General features: G+C 66.5%; 24 protein-coding genes and 1 pseudogene. 14 read left to right on the top strand and 11 right to left on the bottom strand.

All coding sequences use genetic code 11. The annotated features are described in order from the left end of the window. Positions 1 to 31: 31 nt before the first annotated feature. From QPK27_RS08480 to QPK27_RS08455, 6 genes and pseudogenes are all read left to right on the top strand, one after another. Positions 32 to 1,300 (top strand): MFS transporter, encoded by a 1,269-nt coding sequence (locus tag QPK27_RS08480; RefSeq protein ID WP_290417786.1) that lies wholly within the window; start codon positions 32 to 34, stop codon positions 1,298 to 1,300. Between the two features lie 144 nt (positions 1,301 to 1,444). Beyond that, positions 1,445 to 3,031 carry a glycoside hydrolase family 10 protein gene (locus QPK27_RS08475; protein ID WP_290417785.1) on the top strand — a complete coding sequence of 529 codons (1,587 nt, stop codon included), beginning with the start codon at positions 1,445 to 1,447 and terminating at the stop codon, positions 3,029 to 3,031. Between the two features lie 23 nt (positions 3,032 to 3,054). Further along, a complete protein-coding gene (locus QPK27_RS08470; RefSeq protein WP_290417784.1) occupies positions 3,055 to 4,005 on the top strand; it encodes an N-acetylglucosamine kinase in 951 nt (316 codons plus the stop codon). Next, positions 4,002 to 4,772: pseudogene (locus QPK27_RS08465) on the top strand (N-acetylmuramoyl-L-alanine amidase); the annotation flags it as partial. The gene QPK27_RS08470 and the pseudogene QPK27_RS08465, both read left to right, overlap by 4 nt. Before the next feature lie 350 nt (positions 4,773 to 5,122). Beyond that, positions 5,123 to 6,028, top strand: a complete 906-nt coding sequence (locus tag QPK27_RS08460) for a LysR family transcriptional regulator (protein ID WP_290417782.1) — start codon at positions 5,123 to 5,125, stop codon at positions 6,026 to 6,028. Further along, complete coding sequence (locus tag QPK27_RS08455) at positions 6,025 to 6,636, top strand: M15 family metallopeptidase (protein WP_290417781.1); 612 nt, start codon at positions 6,025 to 6,027, stop codon at positions 6,634 to 6,636. Before QPK27_RS08460 ends, QPK27_RS08455 begins: the two co-directional genes overlap by 4 nt. Before the next feature lie 11 nt (positions 6,637 to 6,647). On the opposite strand, the gene dacB is transcribed toward QPK27_RS08455, so the two are convergent. Then, entirely contained in the window at positions 6,648 to 8,162 is a 1,515-nt protein-coding gene (gene dacB, locus QPK27_RS08450; RefSeq protein ID WP_290417780.1) for a D-alanyl-D-alanine carboxypeptidase/D-alanyl-D-alanine-endopeptidase, read from the bottom strand. A 21-nt stretch (positions 8,163 to 8,183) separates the two neighbouring features. After that, complete coding sequence (locus QPK27_RS08445; RefSeq protein WP_290417779.1) at positions 8,184 to 9,422, bottom strand: nucleoside recognition domain-containing protein; 1,239 nt, start codon at positions 9,420 to 9,422, stop codon at positions 8,184 to 8,186. Between the two features lie 173 nt (positions 9,423 to 9,595). On the opposite strand from QPK27_RS08445, the gene QPK27_RS08440 reads away from it, so the two are divergent. The 3 genes from QPK27_RS08440 to QPK27_RS08430 all read left to right on the top strand — a co-directional run bounded on the left by QPK27_RS08440 (position 9,596) and on the right by QPK27_RS08430 (position 15,481). Continuing rightward, entirely contained in the window at positions 9,596 to 11,332 is a 1,737-nt protein-coding gene (locus QPK27_RS08440; RefSeq protein WP_290417778.1) for an ABC transporter substrate-binding protein, read from the top strand. Between the two features lie 139 nt (positions 11,333 to 11,471). Next, positions 11,472 to 14,312 (top strand): TonB-dependent receptor domain-containing protein, encoded by a 2,841-nt coding sequence (locus QPK27_RS08435; RefSeq protein ID WP_290417915.1) that lies wholly within the window; start codon positions 11,472 to 11,474, stop codon positions 14,310 to 14,312. Between the two features lie 215 nt (positions 14,313 to 14,527). Then, on the top strand, positions 14,528 to 15,481 hold the full coding sequence (locus QPK27_RS08430) for an LD-carboxypeptidase (RefSeq protein ID WP_290417777.1): 954 nt from the start codon (positions 14,528 to 14,530) through the stop codon (positions 15,479 to 15,481). A gap of 3 nt (positions 15,482 to 15,484) precedes the next feature. Here QPK27_RS08430 and QPK27_RS08425 read toward each other — a convergent pair whose 3' ends face one another. From QPK27_RS08425 to QPK27_RS08400, 6 genes are all read right to left on the bottom strand, one after another. Further along, positions 15,485 to 16,027: a GNAT family N-acetyltransferase gene (locus QPK27_RS08425; protein WP_290417776.1), complete on the bottom strand. Its 543-nt coding sequence runs from the start codon at positions 16,025 to 16,027 to the stop codon at positions 15,485 to 15,487. Beyond that, positions 16,024 to 17,151, bottom strand: coding sequence for an acyl-CoA dehydrogenase family protein (locus tag QPK27_RS08420; RefSeq protein WP_290417775.1), 1,128 nt, complete (start codon positions 17,149 to 17,151; stop codon positions 16,024 to 16,026). The genes QPK27_RS08425 and QPK27_RS08420 overlap by 4 nt, the downstream gene beginning before the upstream one ends. Before the next feature lie 55 nt (positions 17,152 to 17,206). Then, positions 17,207 to 17,875, bottom strand: coding sequence for an SDR family oxidoreductase (locus QPK27_RS08415; protein ID WP_290417774.1), 669 nt, complete (start codon positions 17,873 to 17,875; stop codon positions 17,207 to 17,209). 89 nt (positions 17,876 to 17,964) lie between these two features. Beyond that, complete coding sequence (locus QPK27_RS08410) at positions 17,965 to 19,164, bottom strand: acetyl-CoA C-acyltransferase (protein ID WP_290417773.1); 1,200 nt, start codon at positions 19,162 to 19,164, stop codon at positions 17,965 to 17,967. Positions 19,165 to 19,185: 21 nt separating this feature from the next. After that, positions 19,186 to 20,370, bottom strand: coding sequence for an isovaleryl-CoA dehydrogenase (locus QPK27_RS08405; RefSeq protein ID WP_290417772.1), 1,185 nt, complete (start codon positions 20,368 to 20,370; stop codon positions 19,186 to 19,188). 116 nt (positions 20,371 to 20,486) lie between these two features. After that, positions 20,487 to 20,888: a MerR family DNA-binding transcriptional regulator gene (locus QPK27_RS08400; protein WP_290417771.1), complete on the bottom strand. Its 402-nt coding sequence runs from the start codon at positions 20,886 to 20,888 to the stop codon at positions 20,487 to 20,489. A gap of 127 nt (positions 20,889 to 21,015) precedes the next feature. Here QPK27_RS08400 and QPK27_RS08395 point away from each other — a divergent pair, with 127 nt between their 5' ends. The 3 genes from QPK27_RS08395 (at position 21,016) to QPK27_RS08385 (ending at position 23,060) form a co-directional block, all read left to right on the top strand. After that, positions 21,016 to 22,080: an MBL fold metallo-hydrolase gene (locus tag QPK27_RS08395; RefSeq protein WP_290417770.1), complete on the top strand. Its 1,065-nt coding sequence runs from the start codon at positions 21,016 to 21,018 to the stop codon at positions 22,078 to 22,080. A 252-nt stretch (positions 22,081 to 22,332) separates the two neighbouring features. Further along, a complete protein-coding gene (locus QPK27_RS08390) occupies positions 22,333 to 22,749 on the top strand; it encodes a hypothetical protein (RefSeq protein WP_290417769.1) in 417 nt (138 codons plus the stop codon). A gap of 125 nt (positions 22,750 to 22,874) precedes the next feature. After that, positions 22,875 to 23,060, top strand: a complete 186-nt coding sequence (locus QPK27_RS08385; RefSeq protein WP_290417768.1) for a hypothetical protein — start codon at positions 22,875 to 22,877, stop codon at positions 23,058 to 23,060. 25 nt (positions 23,061 to 23,085) lie between these two features. Here QPK27_RS08385 and QPK27_RS08380 read toward each other — a convergent pair whose 3' ends face one another. Further along, positions 23,086 to 23,694, bottom strand: a complete 609-nt coding sequence (locus QPK27_RS08380) for a UbiX family flavin prenyltransferase (protein ID WP_290417767.1) — start codon at positions 23,692 to 23,694, stop codon at positions 23,086 to 23,088. Continuing rightward, complete coding sequence (grxD, locus tag QPK27_RS08375; protein WP_290417766.1) at positions 23,687 to 24,001, bottom strand: Grx4 family monothiol glutaredoxin; 315 nt, start codon at positions 23,999 to 24,001, stop codon at positions 23,687 to 23,689. Before grxD ends, QPK27_RS08380 begins: the two co-directional genes overlap by 8 nt. Positions 24,002 to 24,195: 194 nt before the next feature. Here grxD and QPK27_RS08370 point away from each other — a divergent pair, with 194 nt between their 5' ends. Beyond that, on the top strand, positions 24,196 to 24,501 hold the full coding sequence (locus QPK27_RS08370; protein WP_290417765.1) for a hypothetical protein: 306 nt from the start codon (positions 24,196 to 24,198) through the stop codon (positions 24,499 to 24,501). 73 nt (positions 24,502 to 24,574) lie between these two features. Next, the gene (locus QPK27_RS08365) at positions 24,575 to 24,862 is read left to right on the top strand and encodes a hypothetical protein (protein ID WP_290417764.1); all 288 of its coding nucleotides are present in this window, start codon (positions 24,575 to 24,577) and stop codon (positions 24,860 to 24,862) included. A gap of 10 nt (positions 24,863 to 24,872) precedes the next feature. On the opposite strand, the gene QPK27_RS08360 is transcribed toward QPK27_RS08365, so the two are convergent. Next, positions 24,873 to 25,322, bottom strand: coding sequence for a GNAT family N-acetyltransferase (locus QPK27_RS08360; protein ID WP_290417763.1), 450 nt, complete (start codon positions 25,320 to 25,322; stop codon positions 24,873 to 24,875). Positions 25,323 to 25,324: the final 2 nt, after the last annotated feature.

Below are 25,324 nucleotides of genomic sequence, written 5' to 3'. Positions count from 1 at the left end.
GCTTTTCGCCGGCCCGGCGCACGAAAGAACCATGCAAAAACCGCAAGCGAACAGCAGCCCGTGGCTGTGGGTGCCGTCCCTGTACTTCGCCCAGGCCATCCCCTACGTGGTGGTGATGTACCTGTCCGTCATCATGTACAAGGACATGGGGGTGTCGAACTCCGACATCGCCTTCTATACCAGCCTGCTGTACCTGCCGTGGGTGATCAAGCCATTATGGTCGCCCATCGTCGACATGTTCGGCACCAAGCGCCGCTGGACCGTGCTGCTGCAGCTGGCGGTGGGCGCGTCCCTGATCGCGGTCGGCACCGTGCTGCACCTGCCCGCCTTCTTCGCCGTCAGCCTGGCCGTCATGTGGATCATGGCGTTCAGCTCCGCCACCCACGACATCTCGGCCGATGGCTTCTACATGCTCGGCCTGCGCCAGCAGCAGCAGGCGGCGTTCGTCGGCGTGCGCAGTACCTTCTACCGCCTGGCGACTTTGTTCGGCCAGGGGCCGCTGGTGGTGCTGGCCGGCTACCTGGCGGTGAGCCTGGGCGACGTGGCGCAGGCCTGGTCGATCGTGTTCTACGTGATGGCCGCGGTGTTCTTCGCCGCCTTCGCCTGGCACCAGTTCGTGCTGCCGGTGCCCGACACCGACCGTCCGGCGCCGTCCAGCGACAACCCGCTGCGCGACTTCTTCGGCACCTTTGCCGCGTTTTTCAAAAAGCGCGACATCTGGCTGATCGTCGGCTTTATCCTTACCTTCCGTCTGGGTGAGGCGCAGCTGCTCAAACTCGTGGCGCCGTTCCTGCGCGATCCGGTCAGCGAGGGGGGCCTCGGGCTGACCACCGCCGAATACGGCATCGCCTACGGCACCGTCGGCATCATCGCCCTGACGCTGGGCGGCCTGGCCGGCGGCTGGCTGATCTCGCGCCTGGGGCTGAAGCGCTGCCTGTGGCTGATGGTGTTCGCGATCCACCTGCCCGACCTGGTGTTCGTGTTCCTGTCGCAGACCCAGCCGACCGACCTGGTGACGGTATCGAGCTTCCTGGCGCTGGAGCAGTTCGGCTACGGCTTCGGCTTCACCGCGCTGATGATGTACATGATCATGGTGGCCGACGGCCCGCATAAAACCGCGCACTACGCGATCTGCACCGGCCTGATGGCGCTGGGCATGATGGTGCCGGGAATGTGGAGCGGCGACCTGCAGGAAACCCTCGGCTACAAGAACTTCTTCATCTGGACCTGCCTGGCGACCATCCCCGCCTTCATCATGGCGGCGCTGGTGAGAATAGACCCGGAGTTCGGTAAGAAATAAGCGTAGGGTTGGCGGCTCGGCCGCCGACGCGGTGATCGTTGGCAGCCAGATCATCCGGCACGAACCCGGCGCCGCCAACAAGCGACGCGTCGGCGGCGTAGCCGCCAACCCTACCGGAAACGACAAAGAATTAGGACACTCGAATTGCTGCCCGACTTTACCAAACGTGACTTCACCCTCGGCGGCCTGACCGCCGCCCTGGCCCTCGGCGCCCTGCTGGCCGGCTGCGCCACCAAGCCCGTGGCGCCGCTGCCCAGCGCCGACGAACCGCCGCCGGCCCCGCGCGAACTGCGCGCGGCCTGGGTCTCCACCGTCGCCAACATCGACTGGCCGAGCCGTCCCAACCTGAATTCGGCCCAGCAGCAGGCCGAAGCCGTGGCCATCCTCGACCGCGCCAAGGCCCTGAACCTGAACGCCATCGTGCTGCAGGTGCGTCCGTCGGCCGATGCCATCTATGCCTCGAAAATCGAGCCGTGGTCCGAGTACCTGGCCGGCAGCCAGGGCAAGGCGCCGCAGCCGTGGTACGACCCCTTGAAATTCTGGGTGGCGCAGGCGCACGCGCGCGGCATCGAGCTGCACGCCTGGTTCAATCCCTACCGCGCGCGCATGGACGCGGCGCGTTCGCAGACGGCGCCGAACCACATCACCAACACCAATCCGGCGGTGGTGAAACGCTACGGCAAATTCCTGTGGATGGACCCGGGTGAGCCGGCGGCGGCGAAGCAGACCATGGACGTGATCCTGGACGTGGTGCGCCGCTACGACATCGACGCCGTCCACATCGACGACTATTTCTATCCTTACCCGATCGATGCCGCGCCCGAAGTGGCGGGCAATGCCGCCGCGCTGGACGGGCGCGGCGTGAAGGCGCAGCTGGAGTTCCCGGACGACCCGGCCTGGCAGCGCTACCTGGCCGGCGGCGGCACGCTCGACCGCGCCTCGTGGCGGCGCGACAACGTCAATCGCCTGATCGAAGCCATGTACAAGGGCATCCACGCCGAAAAGAGCTGGGTGCGCTTCGGGATCAGCCCGTTCGGCATCGGCCGTCCGGACCGCCGTCCGCAGGGCATCGTCGGCTTCTCGCAGTACGACCAGCTGTACGCCGACGCCGAGCTGTGGCTCGAGAAAGGCTGGGTCGACTATTTCGCGCCGCAGCTGTACTGGCCGATCGGGCCGCGCGGCCAGGCCTATCCGACCCTGCTCGACTACTGGATCGCGCAGAATCCGAAGGGCCGCCACATCTGGCCGGGCCTGTTCACCAGCCGCATCGGCGCCCCCAGCAGGGATTACCAGCCGCAGGAGATCGTGCAGCAGGTCGCGGTGACCCGTTCGCGTCCGCTCTCGACCGGCCACATCCACTTCAGCATGGTCGCCCTGATGCAGAACCGCAAGGGCATCGCCGACCAGCTGCGCAGCACCAGCTATACCGGCCCCGCGCTTGTGCCGGCCTCGCCATGGATGGGCAGCGAGCGTCCCGGCACGCCGCAAGTGAGCGCCGCGCGCCGCGCCAAGTCGGTCGACCTCAAGCTGAAAGCCGGCAGCGCCAATGCCCTGTACGCGATCTGGTCGCGCTACAACGGCGAATGGCGCTTCGCGGTGGCGCCGGCATCGCGCGTGGACTGGTCGATTCCCGACGACGCCAGGCTGGGCCCGGCCGACGCGGTGGTGGTGAGCGCCGTCGACCGCCTCGGCAACGAAGGCCAGCGCGTGCGTGTGTGGCCGAAACCGTAATGCGGGTAGCATAGCTCTGGCATATGCACACCGACCACCACATCACTGACGCACCGGGCCTGGGCATCGACGCCGGCGGCACCGAAACGCGCTGGGCGCTCGCCGCGCCGGGCGGGCGGATCGTGGCCGAAGGCGTTGTTGGCGGCCTGTCCGCGCTGCAGATGGCCACCGAGTCCGGCCGCGCGGCCGTGCGCGCCACCTTCGCCGCGCTGGCGCAGGCGGTGCTGGCGCACGCGCGTCCTGCGCACGTGCAGGCCGGCCTGACCGGCTTCGGCGGCGACGGCGCGCAGCTCGCCGCATGGCTGGCCGAATTGCTGGGCATGGCGCCCGGCGCGGTCACGCTGTGCAACGACATCGAGATCGCCTACCGCGCCAGCTTCGCGCCCGGCGAAGGCTACCTGGTCTACGCCGGCACCGGCTCGATCGGCGCCTTCATCGACCTTGACGGCCAGTTCCACCGCGCCGGCGGCCGTGGCGTGGTGCTGGATGACGGCGGCGGCGGCTTCTGGATCGCGCGCGAAGCGCTGCGCCAGATCTGGCGCAAGGAGGACGAAGACCCCGGCGCCTGGCGCGCGTCGCCCATGGCGCACGCCGTGTTCGACCACATCGGCGGCGCCGATTGGGCCTTGTCGCGCCAGTTCATCTATGGCGGCGAACGCGGCGCGGTCGGCCGCCTGGCGCTGGCCGTCGCCGCCAGCGCCGAGCGCGATCCGGCCGCCGCCGCCATCCTGCGCGAGGCCGGGCGCGAGCTGGCCCGGCTGGCGCTGGCGCTGGTGAACCGCTTCGGCGAACGCCCGGTGGCGCTGGCCGGCCGCGCCGCCGAACTGCATCCCGTCATCGTCGACACCATGCGCGCCGCGCTGCCGGCCAGCGTCTCGCTGAGCCAGACCGGATTGCGCTCGCATCATGCCGCCGCGCGCCTGGCACTCGGGGCCGGCGCCGCCCCATCAACCCATTCACAGGAACCCCCATGAAATCGCTCGCCGCCATTCTTGCCCTGTCCGTGCTGGCCGGTTGCACCACCACCGGCGTCAAGCAATACGACGACACCTACACCGCCAAGGGCCAGGCCAGCCGGGCGCGCTTCGTGGTGCTGCACTACACCGTGTCCGACACGCCCCGCTCGATCAAGATCCTGACCGAGCAGGAAGTCAGCGCCCATTACCTGCTCACCGACGAAGCGCAGCCGAAGATCTACCGCCTGGTCGACGAGAACCGCGCCGCCTGGCACGCGGGCAATTCGAGCTGGAAGAATTTCACGCAGCTGAACAACAGCTCGATCGGCATCGAGATCGTCAACCCGGGCTGGAAGGACACGCCGCAGGGCCGCGTCTACGCGCCGTTCGCGCAGACCCAGATCGACGCCCTGGTGCCGCTGCTGAAGGACATCGTGCAGCGCCACGGCATCGCGCCCGAGAACATCCTCGGCCACAGCGACATCGCGCCGCTGAGGAAGCAAGACCCGGGGCCGCAGTTCCCGTGGCAGCGCCTGGCGCAGGAAGGGCTGATCAAGTGGCCGGACGCCAACCGCCTGGCCGCCGTGCGTCCGGTGTTCGACGCCACCCTGCCGGACGTCGCCTGGTTCCAGCGCAAGCTGGCCACCCACGGCTTCGGCTTCGTGCAGAGCGGCGTGCTGGACGTGCAGACGCGCGCGGTGCTGACCGCGTTCCAGATGAAGTACCGCCCGCGCGACATCGCCGGCGTGCCGGACGCCGAGACCGCGGCGCTGCTGGAAGTCCTGACCACGCCGCCGGGCACGCCGCTGCCGGTGATCACGCCGCCGGTGCCGCCGGTGCCGATGCCGGTGCCTTTGATGCCGGGCCAGCCGGTGCCACCAGCGCCGCCCGCAGTGCCGCCAACTTCGGCACCGCTCACCGCACCGGCCGTGCCGCCAGTCCCGGCGCCTGTTCCGCCAGCGTCACCGCTGCCGGAAACCGCGCCGGTACCACCGGTGCCGCCGACGCCGCCTGCGCCTGCGCCGACCGGCACCAGCACGCTGTAAGCGGCGCCGCGGCCCCGGTTTCGCTGTATCCTTCGACGGGTCGGCGCATGCTGCGGGCCGCGCCGTCGACCTTTCTGAAGGATGAAGCGATGCGTCTGCGCCATATCGAAGTCTTCCACGCCATCATGCAGGTCGGCACCATCAGCGGCGCCGCCCAGGTGCTGCACATCTCGCAGCCGGCAGTGACCAAGGTGCTGCAGCACGCCGAGCTGCAGCTGGGCATGCCGCTGTTCGAGCGCGTGCGCGGCAAGCTGTATCCCAAGCCCGAGGCGCACCGCCTGTTCGCCGAAACCGAGAAACTCAACCGCGACCTGCAGGGCATCCGGCGCCTGGCCGCCAGCCTCAAAAGCCGGGCGCTGGAAACCGTGCGCCTGGTCTCCACGCCGACCATCGCCACCAGCATCCTGCCGGCGGCGGTCACCAGCTGGCGGCGCGACTTTCCGCAGGCGCGCTGCGAACTGGCCACCCACCATACCGGCGAAATCGTCAACGTGCTGCGCCTGGGCGAAGCCGACCTGGGGCTGTCGCTGCAGGACCCGCGCCATCCCGGCATCGTGGCCGAGCCGATCGCCCACGGCCTGTTGACCGTGGTGGCGCCACGCGGCACCTGGAGCGACGAAGAATGCGCCACGCCGGTATCCGCCGCTGGCCTGCGCGGAGAGCTGATCGGCCTGGCCGGCAACGATCCGCTGGGCGAGATCATGGTGGCGGCCTGCGAAGCGCAGGACGTAGCGCCGCTGTTCCACACCGTGGTGCAGACTTATCAGATCGCGCGCTCGCTGGTCGAAGCCGGCGCCGGCAGCGCGGTGCTCGATCCTTTCACCGCTGCGTCAAGCGACCGGTCGAAGGTGCAGTGCCGCCAGTGGGCGCCGGCGATTCCCGTGCACCTGTACCTGCTCAGCGCCAGTCACGCGCCGCTGTCGCACGGCGCGCGCGAGCTGGCCAACTGCATCGGCGCCAGCGCGCGCGCCCTGCTCGAACCGAACACGCCATGATCCATACCGTGGCCAGCGAAGACGTGGCGGCTAACCCCGAGTTCCGCCACCTGGACAGCATCGCCGGCATCCGGGTCGACCTGCGCTATGCCACGGACAACAACTTCGTCGGCCGCGACCTGTATTCGCCCTACGACTGCGCCTGGCTGCACGTGCGGGCCGCCGAAGCCCTGGAGCGCGTGGTGGCCTGGCTCAAGGAGCGCCGCCCGGACCTGACACCGCTGGTGCTGGACGCCCTGCGCCCGCAACGGGTGCAGCAGCAGCTGTGGGACGCGCTGGACGGCACCGGCCTGCGCCTGTACCTGGCCGACCCGGCGCGCGGCTCGATCCACTCCTACGGCATGGCGCTCGACCTCACGCTGGTGGATGCGACGGGGCGCGAACTGGACATGGGCACCGGTTTCGACGACATGACGGAGCTCTCGCATCCGGCGCTGGAAGAAGGCTTCCTGCTGGCCGGGAAGCTCAGCGACGAGCAGGTGGCCAACCGCCGCCTGCTGCGGGCGGCGATGCTGCAGGCGGGCTTCCTCGCCATCCGCACCGAGTGGTGGCATTTCGATTGCGGCGACCGCGAACTGGTGCGGTCGACCTTCCGCCGCGTGTTGTAGACGCTGGGCGGCTATAAGACCGGCTGCAGGGCCGCCGGCGCTTGCGGCTGTACGGGGGCAGGCAACTGCGCAGTTCCCGATCTTGCCACCCAATCCACCAGCGCATCGAGCACCGCCCGTCCGCGCCCTTCGCCGGCGCGCTCGCTGTTCACGAACGCCACGAACACGCACGGCGTACCGCCCGCATCCGGCACGTAGCCGGCCAGCGCCACGACATTGCGGATGGAGCCGGTCTTCAGGCGCGCGCGGCCCGCCGCCGGGCTGTCCTGCAGGCGCCGGCGCATGGTGCCGTCGACCGCGCCGATCGGCAGGCTGGCCTGGAATTCGGGCGCCCACTGGCTGCGCAGGCCGGCCTGGAGGACTTGCCCCATCTGCTGCGGGGTGATGCGCTCGGTGCGCGACAGGCCGGAACCGTTCTCGATCACGAAGCCCGCATCGTCGATGCGCTGGCTGCGCATCCAGTCGCGGATCGCGGCGTCGGCGCGTGCTTGCGTTGTCACGCCTTCCTGCGGAGCCGGCAGCGGCAGGCTGCCTTCGAGCGGGTCGGCCTGCAGGCTGCCAAGGCTCAGAAGCAGGGTGCGCGCCAGCGCGTTGTCCGACAGCTTGTTGGTGTCGCGGATGATTTCGGGCAGGGCGCGCGCGGCGTGCGCGGCCAGCAGACGGGTATCCGGCGGCGTGGTCCCGGCCAGCGTGCGGCCGCTGATGGTGCCGCCCAGTCCCTGCCAGGTGCGGCGCACCAGGGCGCCGACGTAGTCGTCGCGGTCGAGCACATTGATGCCGTAGCTGTGCACGCAGTTCTTCGGGAAGGTGCCGCGCAAGACCACCTGCACGCTGCCGTCGGGCTGGCGCCGCGCTTCGGGCAGCTTCCAGCCGGCTTCCCATTTGGCGCAGGCGGCGTCGACCAGCGTCATCTCGGACGTCAGCGACACGCGGTCGAGCTCCGGATGCATGCGCAGCGCCAGCGAGCCGCTGGTAGAACGCATGTCGACCTGCAGCATGTTCTTGTTGACCAGCAGCGCGTCGGGGATGACGTTGTAATAGGCTTCGGGCGCCTCGTCGAAAGGCGGCGCGCCGAGATCCTGGCGCGCCGGCTGGAACAGGCTGCGGTCCAGCACCAGGTTGCCCTCGATGCGTTCGATGCCGGCGTAGCGCAGGGCGCGCAGCATGTCTTCCAGTACCTTCCCATCCAGGTCGGCATCGGCGCCGCCCCTCAAGACCAGGTCGCCGCGCAGCACGCCTCCCTCGACCCGGCCGTTGCTGCGCAACTCGGTGCGGCCGCGGAACACGGGGCCCAGGCGCTCCAGGCTTACCAGCGTGGTCACCAGCTTCATGGTCGACGCGGGCTGCATCGCCACCCGTTCGCCGTGCGCCAGCACGGTGGCGTCGCTGCGCAATACCAGCACCCCGACTTCGTGGTCGGCGATGCCGTTCAGTTTCATCGTTTGCGCCACCGGCGCCGGCAGCTGGGCGTGGGCGAACGGGAAGCTGGCGAACAGCGTGGCGGCGAGAGCGAGGCGACGGAGCATGCTGGTCCTTGTTTGAAAACGTCAACCGAAGAAGAGGTACGCCACCAACACCGCGGCGATGATGCCGACCAGGTCGGCCAGCAGGCCGTAGCTGACCGCATAGCGCGTCTTGCGGATCCCGACCGAGCCGAAATACAGGGCGATGATGTAGAAGGTGGTGTCCGATGCGCCCTGCAGGATGCTGGCCAGGCGGCCGACGAAGGAATCCACGCCGTAGGTGTTGATGGCGTCGATCATCATGGCGCGCGCGCCGCTGCCCGACAGCGACTTCATGAGCGCGGTCGGCAGCGCGCCGACGAAATCGGTCTGCAGGCCGAGGGCGCCGAACACCCAGGCGAAGCCGTTGACGACCTGGCCCAGGATGCCGGAATTGCGCACCACGCTGATCGCCACCAGCATCCCGACCAGGTAGGGAATGATCTTGATCGAGGTCTCGACGCCGTTCTTGGCGCCTTCGATGAAGGCCTCGAACACGTTGACCTTCTTGATCACGGCCGCCGTCATGAAGGCGGCGATGACGCTGAACAGCGCCAGGTTGGCCACCACGGTGGACACCAGCTGGATCTGCGCCTTGTCGAGGAAGTAGGTGAAGCTGAACACCATCGACGCGATCAGCGCCGTGGTGCCGCCGATCCAGCCGAACACCACCGGGTCGAGCAGGTTGATGCGCTGGCGGATGCCCACCGCGATGATGCTGGCGATGGTGGCGGTGTAGGTCGCGATCAGGGTCGGGATGAAGATGTCGGCCGGATTGGCCGCGCCCAGCACCGCGCGCTGCGCCATTACCGCCAGCGGGATGATGGTCAGGCCCGAGGTCTGGATCACCAGGAACATCAGCTGCGCGTCGCTGGCCTCGTCCTTGTTCGGATTGATCGACTGCAGCGACTCCATCGCCTTCAGGCCGAACGGCGTGGCGGCGTTGTCCAGGCCCAGCATATTGGCCGAGAAGTTCATCACCATGTGGCCGTTGGCCGGGTGGTCCTTCGGCACGCCGGGGAAGATGCGCGAGAAGAACGGCGCGATGGCGCGTGCGAACACGTTGATCAGGCCCGCCTTTTCGCCCACGTTCATGATGCCGAGCCAGAAGGTCATCACGCCGGCCAGCGGCAGGGCGATGTCCATCACCGCCATCTTGGCCGAGTCGAAAGTGCCGTCGATGATGCGCTTGAAGATCTCGGTATCGCCGAGGAAGATCCATTGCGCCAGTGCTGCCAGGAAGCCGACCAGGAAGAAACCGGTCCAGATATAGGTAAGTGCCATAGTGTGTCTGCGGGATGAGGCCTGATGTGCAGCGGAGAGTATAGGCCGAGAGCAAGCTGCACAGATGAAAGAATGCACCAGTGCCATGTTCAAAAATGATGTGGGGACCGCTTTTGTTGCCTCGCGCGGGGCGCGGCGCATATGATAGGCATTGCCAGACCGGACCTGACTTGATGACATTTCGCTACGCCGCCACCTTGTTGTTGTGCCTGACCTGCCTGACCGCGCAGGCGGCGGAACCCGTGGCGCCGCGCCAGGAAAAAGTATTGCGCATGTTCCTGTCCACCAGCGAAACCGGGCTCGATCCGGCGGTGGCGTCCGACAACGCCACCCTGTCGCTGCTGGAAAACCTGTTCGACCCGCTGCTACGCTACGACTACTTGGCGCGTCCGGCCAGGCTGCGCGGCAATACCGCGACCGCCATGCCGGAGGTGAGCAAGGATGGCCTGCGCTACACCTTCCGCATCCGTCCCGGCATCCATTTCACGCCCGACCCGGCGTTCAAGGGTGTGAAGCGTGAGGTCACGGCCGAGGATTACGTCTATAGCCTCAAACGTCTGTCCGATCCGACGCTCAGGTCACCGTGGGCGTATATGTTCGAAGGCGTGGCCGGATTGGAGGCGCTCGACCGCCATACGCTGCGCATCACCTTGAGGCACCCCGACAACAACTTCCTGTTCTACCTGGCGACGCCGGCCACCGGCGTGGTGGCGCGCGAAGTGATCGAGGCCTATCCGGGCCAGGCCGGCAACCACCCGGTCGGCACCGGTCCGTTCATGATTGGCGAGTGGAAGCGCAGCGACCGCATCGTCCTGCTGGCGAATCCCCATTCGACGGCGGTGTTCCACGCGACGCCGGGCAACGACCCGCACGACCAGGCCATCGCCGCCGCGCTGGAAGGCCAGCGCCTGCCGCGCGTCGACCGCGTCGAGGTGCGCATCGCCGAGGAATTCCAGGGCCGCATGCTGGGTTTCCTGAACGCCGAATACGACTACCTGGAGCAGATCCCCGAGTCGATGACCGAGATGGTGGTGCAAGGCGGCGCGTTGAAACCCGAGCTGGCCGCGCGCGGCATCGTGCTGTCGCGCTTTCCGGTGCTGCAGACCTACTACATGTGGATGAATATGAAGGATCCCGTGGTCGGCGGCTACGGCAAGGAACGGGTGGCGCTGCGGCGCGCGATCGCGCTGTCGTACAACAGCGTGGAAGACATCGCGCTGCTGAAGAAAGGCTTCGCGATCAAGGCCGAATCGCCGTTGCCGCCGAACGTGCTGGGCTACGACGCCAGCTACCGCAGCCCGGTGCCGTACGATCCGGCGCTGGCCAACGCGCTGCTCGACCGCCATGGCTACCGGGCGCGCGACCGCGACGGGTTCCGCCGCGCGCCCGACGGCAAGCCGCTGACGCTCACCATGTACAGCGAAGCCACCGTCGGCGGGCGCCTGCGCGACGAGTTGTGGCGCAAGTGCCTGAACGCGATCGGCCTGCGCGTGGTGTTCAGGTCGGACAAGAAGACCGAGATCATCAAGGCCTCGCGCCTCGGCACCGTGCAGATGTTCGAGAGTAACTGGATTGCCGATTTCCCCGACGGCGACAATTTTTACCAGCTGCTGTATGGCCCGAATGCCGGCCGCGCCAACTATGCGCGCTTCGACCTGCCGGCCTACAACGTGCGCTACGAACAGGCGCGCGCGCTGACCGACGGCCCGGTGCGCAGCAAACTGTATTTCGAGATGAACCAGCTGCTGCACGCCTACAACCCGTGGGTGCCGCTGACCCATGTGCTGTCGGGCGATCTGCGCCATCCGTGGTTGAAAAACTACAAACGCCACCCGGTCGAATTCACGACATGGCGCTACCTCGATGTCGATGTTGCGCAAAGAGCACGCATGGTCGGAGGCGTGCGCTAGGTTCGTTGTGTTTTTCCTAAATTAAACATTCCTGCTGGTTATACTGGACTCAACGGAATTCATTGGATGACGCCGATTTCGGCGGCGTAATCTGGATCCGGCATCGCTCAGTCCAAAGAAACAGGAGAAACACGTGAAGATGAAAAAACTGGCAGGGCTGATCGCCCTGATGGGCGTCGTTGCGCCAGGCATGGCGCAGGCACAGGCCGAGGCACCGATGCAGCGGGTCGAGATCACCGGCTCGAGCATCAAGCGCATCGCCAAGGAAGGCGCGCTGCCGGTGGAAATCATTTCGCGCAAACAGCTCGAAGACCAGGGCATCGTCACCGCCGAACAGCTGATCGCCACCCTCAACATCAACGGCAACGGTTCCGACAACCTGGCCTCGAACGCCGACGTCACCTCGGGCGCCCAGCGCGGCAACAACGGCGCCTCGTCGGCCAACCTGCGCGGCCAGGGCGCCGACTCGACCCTGGTGCTGCTCAACGGCCGCCGCGTGGCGACCCACGGCATGAAGGGTTCGGCGGTCGACCTGAATTCGATCCCGATGGCGGCGGTGGAGCGGGTCGAAGTGCTGAAGGACGGCGCTTCCGCCGTGTATGGCACCGACGCCATCGGCGGCGTGATCAACTTCATCCTGCGCAAGAACTACAAGGGCCTGGAAGCGCAAGCGTTTACCGACGTCGCCGAGGAAAGCGGCGGCGAGATCGGCCGCGTCTCGCTCACCGGCGGCTGGGGCGACCTCGATACGCAAGGCTGGAACGTGCTGGTGACGGCCGCGCACAGCGAGAACAAGGCGCTGCGCGGCGACCAGCGCGATTTCGTGAACACCTTCCAGTCGAACCGCGGCGTCTCGGTCGACACGCGCGGCACGCCGCACGCCAACATCTTCGCCACCACGCTAGGGCCATCGCTGCTGTCGCGTAGCGGCACCGGCCCGACCCTGCCGGGCGGCAGCGTCGCCTACAACGGCATCAGCCTGCTCGACCTGCCGGGCGGCGCCGGCTGCAACAGCTTCGACGGCATGGCCGCCTACGACGAACTGCTGTGGGACACGCCAGGCGCCGCCTATGGCTGCGCTTGGGACACCGGGCGCGCGGCCGTGCTGCAGCAGCCGGTCAAGAACAGCAATGCGCTGGCGCGCGCCACCTTCAACGTCGGCCAGCACCAGCTGTTCGCCGAAGCCGTCGGTTCGCGCGTCGAAGTGGCCAAGCGCTTCTCGCCCAACCAGGTGTCACCGTCGTCCTCGACCTTCGGCCCGAACTCGTTCTACCCGAGCAGCGGCGCCGCCTACAACGACGTCTACAACCGGCTGGTGGCGGTGTTCCCGTCGATTGCCGCCAACTATGGCCTGCCGATCGCCTATCGCTGGCGCTGCATGGAGTGCGGCAACCGCGAGATCCAGACCGAGACCGAAGCCGGCCGCCTGCTGGTGGGCGCCGACGGTCCCCTGACCCTGTTCGGCCGCACGTTCGATTACCGCGTGGGCCTGTCGCGCGCCACCAGCGAATCGAAGTCGCTGCTGGGCAGCGGCTACAACTACACGCAGCCGCTGGCCGAGGCGCTGGGCAGCGGCATCATCAACCCGTTCCTGCTGCCGGGCCAGACCCAGAGCCAGCAGGCGCTGGACCTGATCGCCTCGACCAGCGCAGCCGGCGTCACGCTGTACGGCGGCAAGACCATCATGACCCAGCTCGATGGCGCGGTGTCGGGTGAACTCTTCAAGCTGCCGGCCGGCCCGGTGATGGCCGCCGTCGGCATCGACCTGCGGCGCGAACAATACAAGTTCAACGGCGACGAGCGCAGCATCGCCGCACGGCGCGCGATCCTGAATGCGCCGTTCGACGACGTCAATGCGCTCGACAAGGTCAAGCGCGACATCAAGGCGGTATATGCCGAGGTGCTGGTGCCGGTGACGCAGGCGCTGGAACTGACCTTCGCCATCCGCCGCGACGACTACACGGGCTTCGGCGTCACCACCAATCCGAAGGTCTCGTTCCGCTACCAGCCGCTGGCGTCATTGATGTTCCGCGGCTCGTACAACGAGAGCTTCCGCGCGCCGTCGTTCAACCAGCTGTTCAACGGCATCACCATCACGCCATACGCCGGCAAGGACCTGGCCGACCCGGCCACCTGCCCGGGCGGCAAGGTAGATACGGCGCGCCCCGGCTGCGAAGCGGTCAACCCGGAAACCGCCAGCGGCGGCCGTCCCGAGCTGGGGCCGGAGACCGCCAGGCAGGGCAGCATCGGCGTGGTGTTCGAACCGTCCAACTTCTTCTCGGCCAGCGCCGACCTGTGGGAGATCCGCAAGGAGAACACGATCGACTCGTTCAACCTGGCGACCATGGTGGCGAACTATGCGTACTTCCAGGACGCCTTCGTGCGCGACGACGTGACCGGCCAGCTGCTCGGCATCGACCAGCGCTGGATCAACACGGGCGAACGCATCACGCGTGGCGTCGAAGTCGGCGCCCGCTTCAACGGCAAGTTCAGTACCGGTTCGCAGTGGAGCATCGGCATCGACGGCTCGCGCCTGCTCGAGAAGAAGTCGCGCGCCACCACCGATGCGCCGTTCGGCGAGAGCGAAGTCGGGCGCTTCCTGTTCACGGGTGACCTGGGCCTGAAGTGGAAGCACAGCGCCTACGCCACCTACAAGTACGGCAACTGGAGCGGCATGCTGCAGAATATCTACCGTTCGGGCTACACCGACCAGGTGCTGCCGGGCGTGGCCAGCGGCAAGGTGACGCCGGCGAACTACAACGCCAAGGTGGACGACTATTCGATCTATAACCTGACGGTGAACTACACCGGCTTCCAGAACCTGACGTTGACGGCCGGCGTGAAGAACCTGATGGACGAGGATCCGCCGTTTGCTATCACGTATGACAGCAACACCGGCGCCGGCAGCAGCTGGGAACCGCGGGTGGCCGATCCGCGCGGGCGCTCGTTCACGCTGATGGCGACCTACAAGTTCTTCTGACCCGCACCTTCACCCGTCGTCCCCGCGCAGGCGGGGACCCAAGTTTGCATGCCTTTCGTCTGCGCTAGCAGAACTTGGGTCCCCGCCTTCGCGGGGACGACGGTGTTATAAATGTAGTTATGAAAATCAGCCGTCGTAGTTTCGGCGCATTTACCGCCGCCGCTTTCTCTGTCACTGCACCAGGCATCGCAGCAGCGCGCCGCCGTCCAGGCCCCATGAAGCTGATCAAACCCCCACGCCTGCGTCCCGGCGACACCGTCGGCCTGATCGCGCCCGGCGGCTACACGAGCGAGCGCGCCATCGACAAGGCGCTGCGCAACATCGAATCGCTCGGCCTCAAGGTCAAGCAGGGAAAATATCTGCGCGAAGTCTTCGGCAACTACGCCGGCTCGGTCGAACAGCGCGTGGCCGACCTGCACGCGATGTTTCTTGACCCCGAGGTGAGCATGATCTGGCCGATCCGCGGCGGTTCCGGCTGCATCTCGCTGCTGGCGCACCTGGACTACGGCCTGATTCGGCGCCACCCGAAGATCCTGCTCGGCTACTCCGACATCAGCGCGCTGCACCTGGCGCTGCACAGGCACGCCGGCCTGGTGACCTTCCACGGCCCGGTGGCTTCGTCGACGATGACCGACTATTCGCGCGCGCGGATGATGGCGGTGCTGGCCGACCCGCAGCCGCAGTACACGATCACGATGTCGCCGGAGAACGCCGCACAGGCCGTGCGCGAGCCGCATTTCGGCATCCACACCCACACCCATGGCGTCGCCACCGGAGCGCTCATGGGCGGTAACCTGTCGATGGTGGCGGCGCTGGCCGGCACGCCGTACGCGGCGGATATCCGCGGCAGCATCCTGTTCCTGGAAGAGGTCAACGAAGCGCCCTACCGCATCGACCGCTGGATGACCCAGCTCGACCTGGCGGGAGGCTTCCGGAATGCGGCGGCGGTGGTGATCGGCATCTGCGAGAACTGCGGCCCGGAACACGAAGACGTCTCGCTCACGCTCGAGCGCACGCTCGGCCTGCACCTGCATCCGTTGACGACACCCGCGGTGACCGGCTATTCGATCGGCCATATCCGCAACCAGTGCACGCTGCCGCTCGGCCTGCAGGCCAGGCTCGACACGCAGGCGCAGACCATCACGCTGCTGGAGGCGGCAGTTACATAAGCGTTACCTGAGCCTGCGGCTCATGGTGACCGAGCCGTGCGACTCGCCGTCGATGCGGTACAGGTCCGGCGCTTCGCCGGTGACGATAAAGCCGGCGCGCTCGTACAAGCGGCGCGCCGCGTGATTCCCCGCCAGCACGTCGAGGTCGACCCAGTCCAGCATCAAGGTGGCATGGGTCCAGGCGAGCGCGGTATCGACCAGCATCCGGCCCAGTCCAAGGCGGCGGTAGGCGCGATGCACGCCCATGCCGAGCATGGCGCGGTGGGTGGACAAGGGGTCGGGACGTGCGCGCAGGTCGATATGGCCGGCGATGGCGCCATGCGCGTCGCGTGCGATCCAGACCCGGCGCCAGCCCGGCTGGCCGAGCGCAATCGACAGGCCGCCGGCAAACGAAGCCGCCTTCACGGGCGGCAGGCGCGCGTTCTCGCGTGACAGCGGCTGGAACACCGGCGCGCCATCGCGGCCATTTTCCTGCAACTGCTTGTCCAGATACATGAACAGCTGCGGCAGGTACTCCGGCTCGAGCGGAACGATCTGCACGTTCATAGCGCGCGTGCGATCAGGATCTTCTGGATGTCGCTGGTGCCTTCGTAGATCTGGCACACGCGCACGTCGCGATAGATGCGTTCGACCGGGAAATCGGCCACGTAGCCGTAGCCGCCGAACACCTGCATCGCATCGGACACCACGCGCTCGGCCATCTCGGACGCGAACAGCTTGGCCATCGCCGCTTCCTTCAGGCACGGCAGGCCCGCATCTTTCATCGCCGCCGCATGCAGGATCAGCTGGCGTGCGGCCTCGATCTTCATTGCCATCTCGGCCAGGCGGAACTGCACCGACTGGTGCTCGAAGATCGGCTTGCCGAAGCTCTCGCGCTCTTTCGCATACGCCAGCGCCGCCTCATACGCCGCGCGCGCCATGCCGACCGATTGCGAGGCGATGCCGATGCGCCCGCCCTCCAGGCCCGACAGGGCGATCTTGTAGCCCATGCCTTCCTCGCCGATCAGGTTAGCAAGCGGAATGCGGCAATTGTCGAACACGATCTGCGCCGTGTCCGACGAATGCTGGCCCATCTTCTGCTCGATGCCGGCCACGATGTAGCCGGGCGTGTCGACCGGCACCCAGAACGCGCTGATGCCTTTCTTGCCGGTGGCCTTGTCGGTGACCGCCATGACGATCGCCACGTCGCCGTACTTGCCGCTGGTGATGAACTGCTTGCTGCCGTTGATGACGTACTCGTCGCCGTCGCGCGTGGCCGTGGTGCGCAGGGCGGCGGCGTCGCTGCCGGTATGCGGCTCGGTCAGGGCAAAGGCGCCCAGCAGTTCGCCGCTGGCCAATGGCCGCAGCCAGCGCTGCTTCTGCGCTTCGCTGGCGTACATCATGGCGATGCTGCACACCGGGCAGTTGTTGACCGAGATGATGGTCGAGGTGCCGCCGTCGCCGGCCGCGATCTCTTCCAGCACCAGCGCCAGGGCCACGTAGTCCAGGCCGGCGCCGCCGTATTCCTCGGGCACGGCGACGCCGAAGGCGCCCAGCGCGGCCAGCTCCTTCAATTCGTCCTTCGGGAAAACGTGCTCGCGGTCCCAGCGCGCCGCTTGCGGCGCCAGGCGCTCCTGCGCGAAGCTGCGCAGGGCGTCGCGGATCATCTGGTGTTCTTCGCTCAGAATCATGGTGTCTCGACTATTCTCGTTATGGTTCCGGGCGCGCCGCTAACGATATAAACCGTTACCAGGCAATCGGCGCGCCGTCGTGGTTCAGGAAGCTGCCGTTGGCGCCGGCATCCACCCTGGCCAGCGTGGCGCGCAGGTCGCGCACGCTCTGCTCGGGCGTCAGGCTGGCTCCCGAGCCACCCATGTCGGTCTGGACCCAGCCCGGGTGGAAGGCGACGCAGGTCACGCCCTGCGCGCCGTAGGTGATCGAGGCGTCCTTCAGCACCGAATTGAGCGCCGCCTTGCTGGCGCGGTACAGCGTGCCCGAAGTGTCGCTGCGCTCGCCGATCGAGCCCATGCGCGAGGACAGCACGGCCAGCTTGCCGCGGGTGTCGGCCAGCAGCGGGCCGACGATCGGGATCAGGCGCATCGCCGCCAGCACGTTGGTGTGCATCACGGCGTCGAACTCGGGACCGGTCGGGAAACTGCCGTGGGAAGGGCCGTACACGCCGGCCACCAGCCAGGCGCTATCGATCTTTTCGTCGTCCAGGCGCCAGCCGAGGGCGGCGATGGAATCGGCGCTGGTGACGTCGAGCTGGTGGGCGGTGGCGCCCATGCTTGCGAGCGCGTCGCAGTCTTCCTGCTTGCGCGCGGTGGCGATGACGCGCCAGCCGTCGCTGCGGTATTGCTGGACCATCTCGTGGCCGATGCCGCGCGAGGCGCCGATGATCAATACGGTAGGCATGATGAACTCCTTGTGAATGGATTGACGACGCAATGCCTTAATGGTCGCATGGATCGTTCATCATCGCCGCGCGTGGCTGATGACACCAATTACACCAGCTCGACCGCCATCGCCGTCGCTTCGCCGCCGCCGATGCACAGCGAGGCCACGCCGCGCTTGCCGCCGCTTTGCTTGAGCGCGCCGAGCAGGGTGACGATGATGCGCGCGCCCGAGGCGCCGATCGGGTGACCCAGCGCGCAGGCGCCGCCGTGCACGTTGACCTTGTCGTGCGGGATCCCGAGGTCGCGCATGGCGGCCATCGGCACCGCGGCAAAGGCTTCGTTGATCTCGTACAGGTCGACATCTAGCGGGGTCCAGCCGGTCTTCTGGAACAGCTTCTTCATCGCGCCGATCGGGGCGGTGGTGAACAGGTTCGGTTCCTGGGCGAAGGTGGCGTGGCCCAGCACGCGCGCGATCGGCGTGAGGCCCAACTCTTTCGCTTTCGATTCGCGCATCATCACCAGAGCGGCGGCGCCGTCGTTGATCGACGACGACGAGGCGGCGGTCACGGTGCCGTCCTTTTTGAACGCCGGCTTCAGCGACGGGATCTTGTCGACCTTGGCCTTGAGCGGACCTTCGTCCTTGTCGATCACGCTTTCGCCGGCGCGGCTGGTGACGCTGACCGGGGCGATCTCCCAGTCGAAGCCGCCGCCGTTGGCTGCGGCCTGGGCGCGCTTGACCGAGGCGATGGCGAAGGCATCCTGCTCTTCGCGCGTGAATTGATAGCTTGCCACGCACTCTTCGGCAAAGGTGCCCATCGAGCGGCCTTCGCCGGTCTTCTCGTTGCGCGAGTAGGCGTCTTCCAGGCCGTCCATCATCATGTGGTCGAACATCGGGGCGTGGCCGATGCGGTAGCCGCCGCGCGCCTTCGGGATCAGGTAGGGCGCATTGGTCATCGACTCCATGCCGCCGGCGACCACGATGTCGGCGCTGCCGGCCACCAGCTGGTCGTGGGCGAAGATCGCGGCCTGCATCGCCGAGCCGCACATCTTGGAGAGGGTGACGGCGCCGGTCGACAGCGGCAGCCCGGCCTTGATCAGCGCCTGGCGCGCCGGGGCCTGGCCCTGGCCGGCCATCAGGCAGTTGCCGAAGTAGACGTGTTCGACAGCGTCCGGCGCGACGCCGGCGCGCTCGACCGCGGCCTTGATCGCCACGGCGCCGAGGTCACTCGCGGTTTTGGAGGAAAAATCGCCCTGGAAGGCGCCCATCGGGGTGCGCGCGGCGCCGACGATGACAACGGGATCGTTCATGGTAGTGGTCTCCGAAAAGAGTTACATGGTCTCGCCGAACAGCTCGCGGCCGATCAGCATGCGCCGGATCTCGCTGGTTCCGGCGCCGATCTCGTACAGCTTGGCGTCGCGCCACAAGCGGCCGACCGGGTATTCGTTGATGTAGCCGTTGCCGCCCAGCGTCTGGATCGCTTCGCCCGCCATCCAGGTCGCCTTCTCGGCGCTGTACAGGATGGCGCCGGCGGCGTCCTTGCGCAGCGCGCGCACCGCTTCCGGAGAATTGGCGCGGTCGCACGCCTGGCCCACCGCATACACGTAGGCGCGGCACGCCATCATGGTCGAGTACATGTCGGCGATCTTGCCCTGCATGAGCTGGAACTCGCCGATCGCCTGGCCGAACTGCTTGCGCTCGTGGATGTACGGCACCACCACGTCCATGCAGGCCGACATGATCCCGAGCGGGCCGCCGGACAGCACGGTGCGCTCGAAGTCGAGGCCCGACATCAGCACGTTCACGCCGCGGCCGACGCCGCCCAGCACGTTTTCAAACGGCACTTCGCAATCCTGGAACACCAGTTCGCCCGTGTGCGAGCCGCGCATGCCCAGCTTGTCGAGCTTCTGCGCGATCGAGAAGCCCTTGAAGCCCTTCTCGATCAGGAAGGCGGTCATGCCGCGCGGGCCGGCTTCGAGGTCGGTCTTGGCGTACACCACCAGGGTGTCGGCGTCGGGGCCGTTGGTGATCCACATCTTGGTGCCGTTCAGGACGTAGCGGTCGCCCTTCAGGTCGGCGCGCAGCTTCATGCTGACCACGTCGGAACCGGCGTTCGGCTCCGACATCGCCAGCGCGCCCACGTGCTCGCCCGAGATCAGCTTCGGCAGGTATTTGCGCTTTTGTTCTTCAGTGCCGTTGCGCTTGATCTGGTTGACGCACAGGTTCGAATGGGCGCCGTAGGAGAGACCGACCGAGGCCGAGGCGCGCGAGATTTCTTCCATGGCGACGATGTGCGCCAGGTAGCCCATGTTGGCGCCGCCGTATTCCTCGCCGACGGTGATGCCGAGCAGGCCCAGCTCGCCCATCTTCTTCCAGAGGTCCATCGGGAACTGGTCGCTGCGGTCGATGTCCGCCGCGCGCGGGGCGATTTCGCTGGCGGCGAACTGCTGTACCGCTTCGCGCAAGGCGGCGATGTCCTCGCCATGGTCAAAGGTCAAGCCGGGAAGGTGCAGCATGTCGTCCTCACGATGAACGGTGTTGGGGCAGGGCGCCGATGAGCGATCATCATACTCGCCTGTGACGTTAACGTAAACGTCAACCAAAGTGAGGGATAAATGTGACTTGTGGTTGCTCAGGCGGCGTCGCGGCCGGCCTCGTCTTCGGCCAGCAGGCGCCGGCATTCTTCCTCGTGGGCGGAAATTTCTTCTAACGCCATCTCGATGTCGGCGCGCTGTTGTTCCAGCGTCAGGCGCTGTTGCGCCAGCACGCCGAGGAAGCGGTCGATCTGGGCCGCGGTGTCCTTGGGCGACTCGTACATATCGACGATGCTCTTGATTTCGGACAGCGTCAGCCCCAGTCGCTTGCCGCGCAGCGTCAGTTTCAAACGGGTACGGTCGCGCGGCGTGTACACGCGGTTGCGTCCGCCGACGCCTTCGCGCATTGGGCTGAGCAGGCCCTGATCCTCGTAAAAACGGATCGCCCGTGCTGTGATGTCGAATTCGCGCGCCAGTTCGGCGATGGTAAAAGTAGCCATGATTGTTAGAGGGATAGCAAAGAACAAATGAAATCGCTAAAATCAGAACGCATTTTCCGTTTACGTTAACTGTCGGTAGCAGGCGCATTGTAGCGCGATGAATTTGCTCCGCACACGAAAGATTGCCATGAACCCGCTCGAAGCCCAGCTTGCCTATCCGCTCGCGGACCTGATTCCCGCGCCGGGCGCACTGCACGAGATCGCGCCCGGCCTGCGCTGGGCGCGCATGCCGCTGCCGTTCGCACTCGACCACGTCAACCTGTGGCTGCTGCAGGACGAGGTCGACGGCCGCGCCGGCTGGAGCGCGATCGACACCGGCGCCGGCACCGACGCCAGCCGCGCCGCGTGGGAACAGGTGTTCGCCGACGGCTTGAAAGGCGAACCGCTGGTGCGCGTGATCGCCACCCATTGCCATCCTGACCACGTCGGCCTGTCCGGCTGGCTGTGCGAGCGCTTCGGGGCGCCGTTCTGGATCACTACCGGCGAGTTCGGCTTTGCACGCATGATGGCGGCGGCGCTGCCGGGCGTGGACGGGCCGTCGGCGATCCCGCACTTCGAGCGCCATGGCCTGGTCGACGCGGCGCTGCTGGACCAGATGCGCAGCCGCCGCAATTACTATCCCTCGCTGGTGCCGGCGGTGCCCGACGCCTACACCCGCCTGCAGGACGGGCAGGAAGTGCGCATCGGCGCCCGGCGCTGGCGCGTGATCACCGGCTTCGGCCATTCACCGGAACACGCGGCGTTGTACTGCGCCGAGCTGAACGTGCTGATCTCGGGCGACATGGTGCTGCCGCGCATCTCGACCAATGTCTCGGTGTTCGCGGTCGAGCCGGACGGCAATCCGCTGCAGCTGTACCTCGATTCGCTGGACAAGTTCGCCGGCCTGCCCGACGACGTGCTGGTGCTGCCGTCGCATGGCAAGCCGTTCCGCGGGCTGCATACCCGCATCGCGCAGCTGCGCGAACATCACGCGGCGCGCCTGGCTGAAGTGTTGCAAGTTTGCAGCACTCCGCAATCGGCGATGGACATTGTCCCCGTCATGTTCCGGCGTCCGCTCGACGCCCACCAACTCAGCTTTGCATTGGGTGAGGCATTGGCACACTTGCACAAGCTTTATTACGACGGCGACATGAAAAAGTTACAAAGTAACGACGGGATTTTCCGATTTACACGTGTTGGCACATCATTGTAACTACAAAATACATATATTTTGGAATGTATGTTCCATCGACTATGCTAAGTAATTGTACGTAAAGAATACATTTTAGCCGCTCAGGGTGATTCTGAACAAAACATCCTTCGGAGTCTTGCTATTTGGAACGTAAAATCACATCCGTAAAAACTATTAAAAAACCACATCATTGTTACATTTTAGAGGTATGATTTAGGATTCATGCTTCTCAACAGAAGAAGTTACCCGTCCGCATCAATAACAAGTACCACGATGAACTCAACGAATGAACGGGAGAGCTTCAGCGAGCGACTGCAGCAGGCCCTGAAGAACGCGCATTACTCCCCCGATAGCCCGACCCGGCTGGCCCGGGAATTCAATATCCGCTTTGAAGGACGTCCGATTACGGTACACGCCGCCCGTAAATGGCTGGTGGGCGAAGCCATTCCGACCCAGGAAAAGCTGCGCATGATCGCCCAGTGGCTGGGCGTGCCTGCCGACTGGCTGCGCTTCGGCGGCGCCGAGCAGGCTGCCAGCGCCGATGCGGCCGGCGGCGGCGCGCGCTTCGAATCGGCCGACGTCAAACTGATCGCCGATCTGCAGCGCCTGGATGAACACCACCGCCAGCTGGCGCGCGAGTTCATCCGCATGCTGGTCCGCATGAATCACCAGAAAGCGGAAACCAAGTAAGCCCCGTCGACACCCGGCGTTGCACTTTTCGTCATGCCGTGCAGCACAAACGGCCGCAGCTGGTTCATAATCAGCTTCGGTGGCTGCGATCGCTGCTACCGGATCCATCGAGGAGCAGCTGACGCATGCGAAACAACTACGCCAACACCGCCCAGCTCAAGGAATTGATGACTGCGCCGCCGATGACGGCGGCGCGTCACGCCGAAGTGCTACGGGAACGCAATGCCCGGCGGCGGATGCTTGAAGAAGCACGCGAAGCAAAAAAGGCCGACGGCAACCTGTACGACAGCACGGGCGACGGCCGGCGCTGAGCCTGGAGGCCGGCGCAGCGCCGGCCTAGTCTGCCGGCAGGTCGTCTTTCAGGCCGCCCTTCATGCCGCCCCAGCGGGCGGCCTGGGCATTCTCTATCCCCAGCAAATCCAGCACCCGGTCGACGCTGTGCTCGACCATGTCCGCGATCGACGCCGGCCGGTGATAAAAACTGGGCAGCGGCGGGAACACGATGCCGCCCATCTCGGTCACGGCCGTCATGTTGCGCAGGTGCGCCAGGTTGAACGGCGTTTCGCGCACCATCAGCACCAGGCGCCGGCGTTCCTTCAGGATCACGTCGGCCGCGCGCGTGACCAGGTTGTCGGACAGGCCATGGGCCACGGCCGCCAGCGTCTTCATCGAACAGGGAGCGATCACCATGCCGTCGGTCGGGAACGAACCGCTGGCGATGGTGGCGCCGATGTCGCGGTTGCGATGGACCACGTGGGCCAGCGCTTCGGCGTCGCGCCGCTGCAGGCCGAGTTCCTGGTGCAGGGTGAGGGAGGCGGCGTCGGAAATGACCAGGTGGGTCTCGACGCCGGGTGTGGCGTGCAGGCGCTTGAGCAGCTGCACGCCGTAGGTCGCGCCGGTCGCGCCGGTGATGGCGACGACGATCCGGCGCGGACGATCAGTCATTCTTCAGCAGGGTCTGCAGTTCGCCCGACTCGTACATCTCGTTCATGATGTCGGTGCCGCCGATGAACTCGCCGTTCACGTACAGCTGCGGCACGGTTGGCCAGTTCGAGAAGTCCTTGATGCCCTGGCGCACTTCAGGGTCGTCCAGCACGTTGACGGTGGCAACATTGTTAACGCCGCAGGCTTTCAGGATCTGGATGGCACGGCCCGAGAAGCCGCACTGCGGGAACTGGGCGGTACCCTTCATGAACAGCACGACCGGGGTAGAGGTCACGGTTTCTTTGATCCAGGTTTGCACGTCGCTCATTTTGGTTCTGCCTTTGGAAAAATAGGTTGGATGGCGCCATTTTATAAGAATTCGACGTTGTGGGCATCAGCCCACAACGTCGCCCCCACGCAGGTGGGGGCCCAATTTCTGCATGCGCATCAGAACCAGCCGGTCATCGTTGCGTAGCGCCACCTGCTGCTATCATCAACCGGATTCCAACTCCGTCAAGCACCATGCACAACACCTTCGCCACCCTGCCGCCGCTCGCCATGTGGATCTTCGCCGCGCTGCTCGGGCTGCCGGCCCTGTACGACATCGCCGTCGGCATCACCTCGCACCAGCCGGCGCGCTTCTTCTTCGCCATCGGTCCGCTGCTGATGGCCGGCTTCCTGGCCTACTGCGCGCTGCAGCGCCGCGCCGGGAACGACGCCAGGCTGGCCTCGCGCGAAGTCACGCTGGCCGGCTACATCTGCTTCGGCCTGTTCGCCGGCGGCTTCCTGGTGAAGCTGGTGCTGCAGGGGACGCAGGCGATCGGCTGACCGCTGTCGCTGGGTCGGCGCCCGGCCATGCGGTATGATCGCGCCAATTTGACAAGCCGACCGGAGAATCCCGATGCAAGAACAACCCCGCCCGCGTGTGCCGTCGCCGAACGCGAACCTCGTGATCGCCGCCCTGCTGGGCATTCCCGGCATCCTCAACATCTATCGCGGCATCACGCAGCAGATTCCGGGCGACATCCTGTCGGGCCTGGCGGCGCTGGTGTATGCGGTGCTGCTGGTGCGCGATGCGATGTACATCAGGAAGACCGGTCTGCCGGCCATCCCGCAGGCGAAGATGCTGTTGATCGGCTTCGGCTGCCTGGCGGTCTACCTGGTCGGCATCCTGCTCAAGCACAGCTGATCAAGCAGGACTACCCCAGGCTGCGGCCCAGGCACACCGAGACCTCGCGGCCGACATAGCGTCCCCACGGCGCGACCGGCGCGTAGCCATGCCGTTCGTAGAAGCCGACGGCGCGCGTGTTCACGCGCCGCGTCGACAGCCACACCTGCCGGTACCCGCAAGCGGCCGCGCGCCGTTCCAGGTCGGCCAGCATGCATGCGCCGGCGCCGCTGCCGGGCCGCGCGTACATGCGCTTGAGTTCGGCCACGTCCCCTTCGAGCTTGCGAAAGGCGCCGCAGCCGACCGCCTCGCCGCGCGCATTCCAGGCGATCACGAAGGCCGCGTCCAGTCCCTGCACGTCGCGCGGATCGAACGACGAGGCGCCGCTGTCGCCGGTGATCGCGCTCAGCGCCGCGTCGAGCTGCGCGATCAAGCGCAGCGATTCAAGGCTGGCGGGATCGGCAAGAGCGACGCGCAGCACCG

The sequence above is a fragment of the Massilia sp. YIM B02443 genome, assembly GCF_030411955.1.
GTDB lineage: Bacteria > Pseudomonadota > Gammaproteobacteria > Burkholderiales > Burkholderiaceae_D > Telluria.
Note: the sequence above shows the minus strand (reverse complement) of the source record. Positions and strands in the feature narration are given on the sequence as shown.

Coding starts and splice junctions, on each gene's coding strand:
- QPK27_RS08480 (WP_290417786.1), top strand. CDS start 32: ATGCAAAAACCGCAAGCGAACAGCAGCCCGTGGCTGTGGGTGCCGTCC.
- QPK27_RS08470 (WP_290417784.1), top strand. CDS start 3,055: ATGCACACCGACCACCACATCACTGACGCACCGGGCCTGGGCATCGAC.
- QPK27_RS08460 (WP_290417782.1), top strand. CDS start 5,123: ATGCGTCTGCGCCATATCGAAGTCTTCCACGCCATCATGCAGGTCGGC.
- QPK27_RS08455 (WP_290417781.1), top strand. CDS start 6,025: ATGATCCATACCGTGGCCAGCGAAGACGTGGCGGCTAACCCCGAGTTC.
- dacB (WP_290417780.1), bottom strand. CDS start 8,162: ATGCTCCGTCGCCTCGCTCTCGCCGCCACGCTGTTCGCCAGCTTCCCG.
- QPK27_RS08445 (WP_290417779.1), bottom strand. CDS start 9,422: ATGGCACTTACCTATATCTGGACCGGTTTCTTCCTGGTCGGCTTCCTG.
- QPK27_RS08440 (WP_290417778.1), top strand. CDS start 9,596: ATGACATTTCGCTACGCCGCCACCTTGTTGTTGTGCCTGACCTGCCTG.
- QPK27_RS08435 (WP_290417915.1), top strand. CDS start 11,472: ATGAAAAAACTGGCAGGGCTGATCGCCCTGATGGGCGTCGTTGCGCCA.
- QPK27_RS08430 (WP_290417777.1), top strand. CDS start 14,528: ATGAAGCTGATCAAACCCCCACGCCTGCGTCCCGGCGACACCGTCGGC.
- QPK27_RS08425 (WP_290417776.1), bottom strand. CDS start 16,027: ATGAACGTGCAGATCGTTCCGCTCGAGCCGGAGTACCTGCCGCAGCTG.
- QPK27_RS08420 (WP_290417775.1), bottom strand. CDS start 17,151: ATGATTCTGAGCGAAGAACACCAGATGATCCGCGACGCCCTGCGCAGC.
- QPK27_RS08415 (WP_290417774.1), bottom strand. CDS start 17,875: ATGCCTACCGTATTGATCATCGGCGCCTCGCGCGGCATCGGCCACGAG.
- QPK27_RS08410 (WP_290417773.1), bottom strand. CDS start 19,164: ATGAACGATCCCGTTGTCATCGTCGGCGCCGCGCGCACCCCGATGGGC.
- QPK27_RS08405 (WP_290417772.1), bottom strand. CDS start 20,370: ATGCTGCACCTTCCCGGCTTGACCTTTGACCATGGCGAGGACATCGCC.
- QPK27_RS08400 (WP_290417771.1), bottom strand. CDS start 20,888: ATGGCTACTTTTACCATCGCCGAACTGGCGCGCGAATTCGACATCACA.
- QPK27_RS08395 (WP_290417770.1), top strand. CDS start 21,016: ATGAACCCGCTCGAAGCCCAGCTTGCCTATCCGCTCGCGGACCTGATT.
- QPK27_RS08390 (WP_290417769.1), top strand. CDS start 22,333: ATGAACTCAACGAATGAACGGGAGAGCTTCAGCGAGCGACTGCAGCAG.
- QPK27_RS08385 (WP_290417768.1), top strand. CDS start 22,875: ATGCGAAACAACTACGCCAACACCGCCCAGCTCAAGGAATTGATGACT.
- QPK27_RS08380 (WP_290417767.1), bottom strand. CDS start 23,694: ATGACTGATCGTCCGCGCCGGATCGTCGTCGCCATCACCGGCGCGACC.
- grxD (WP_290417766.1), bottom strand. CDS start 24,001: ATGAGCGACGTGCAAACCTGGATCAAAGAAACCGTGACCTCTACCCCG.
- QPK27_RS08370 (WP_290417765.1), top strand. CDS start 24,196: ATGCACAACACCTTCGCCACCCTGCCGCCGCTCGCCATGTGGATCTTC.
- QPK27_RS08365 (WP_290417764.1), top strand. CDS start 24,575: ATGCAAGAACAACCCCGCCCGCGTGTGCCGTCGCCGAACGCGAACCTC.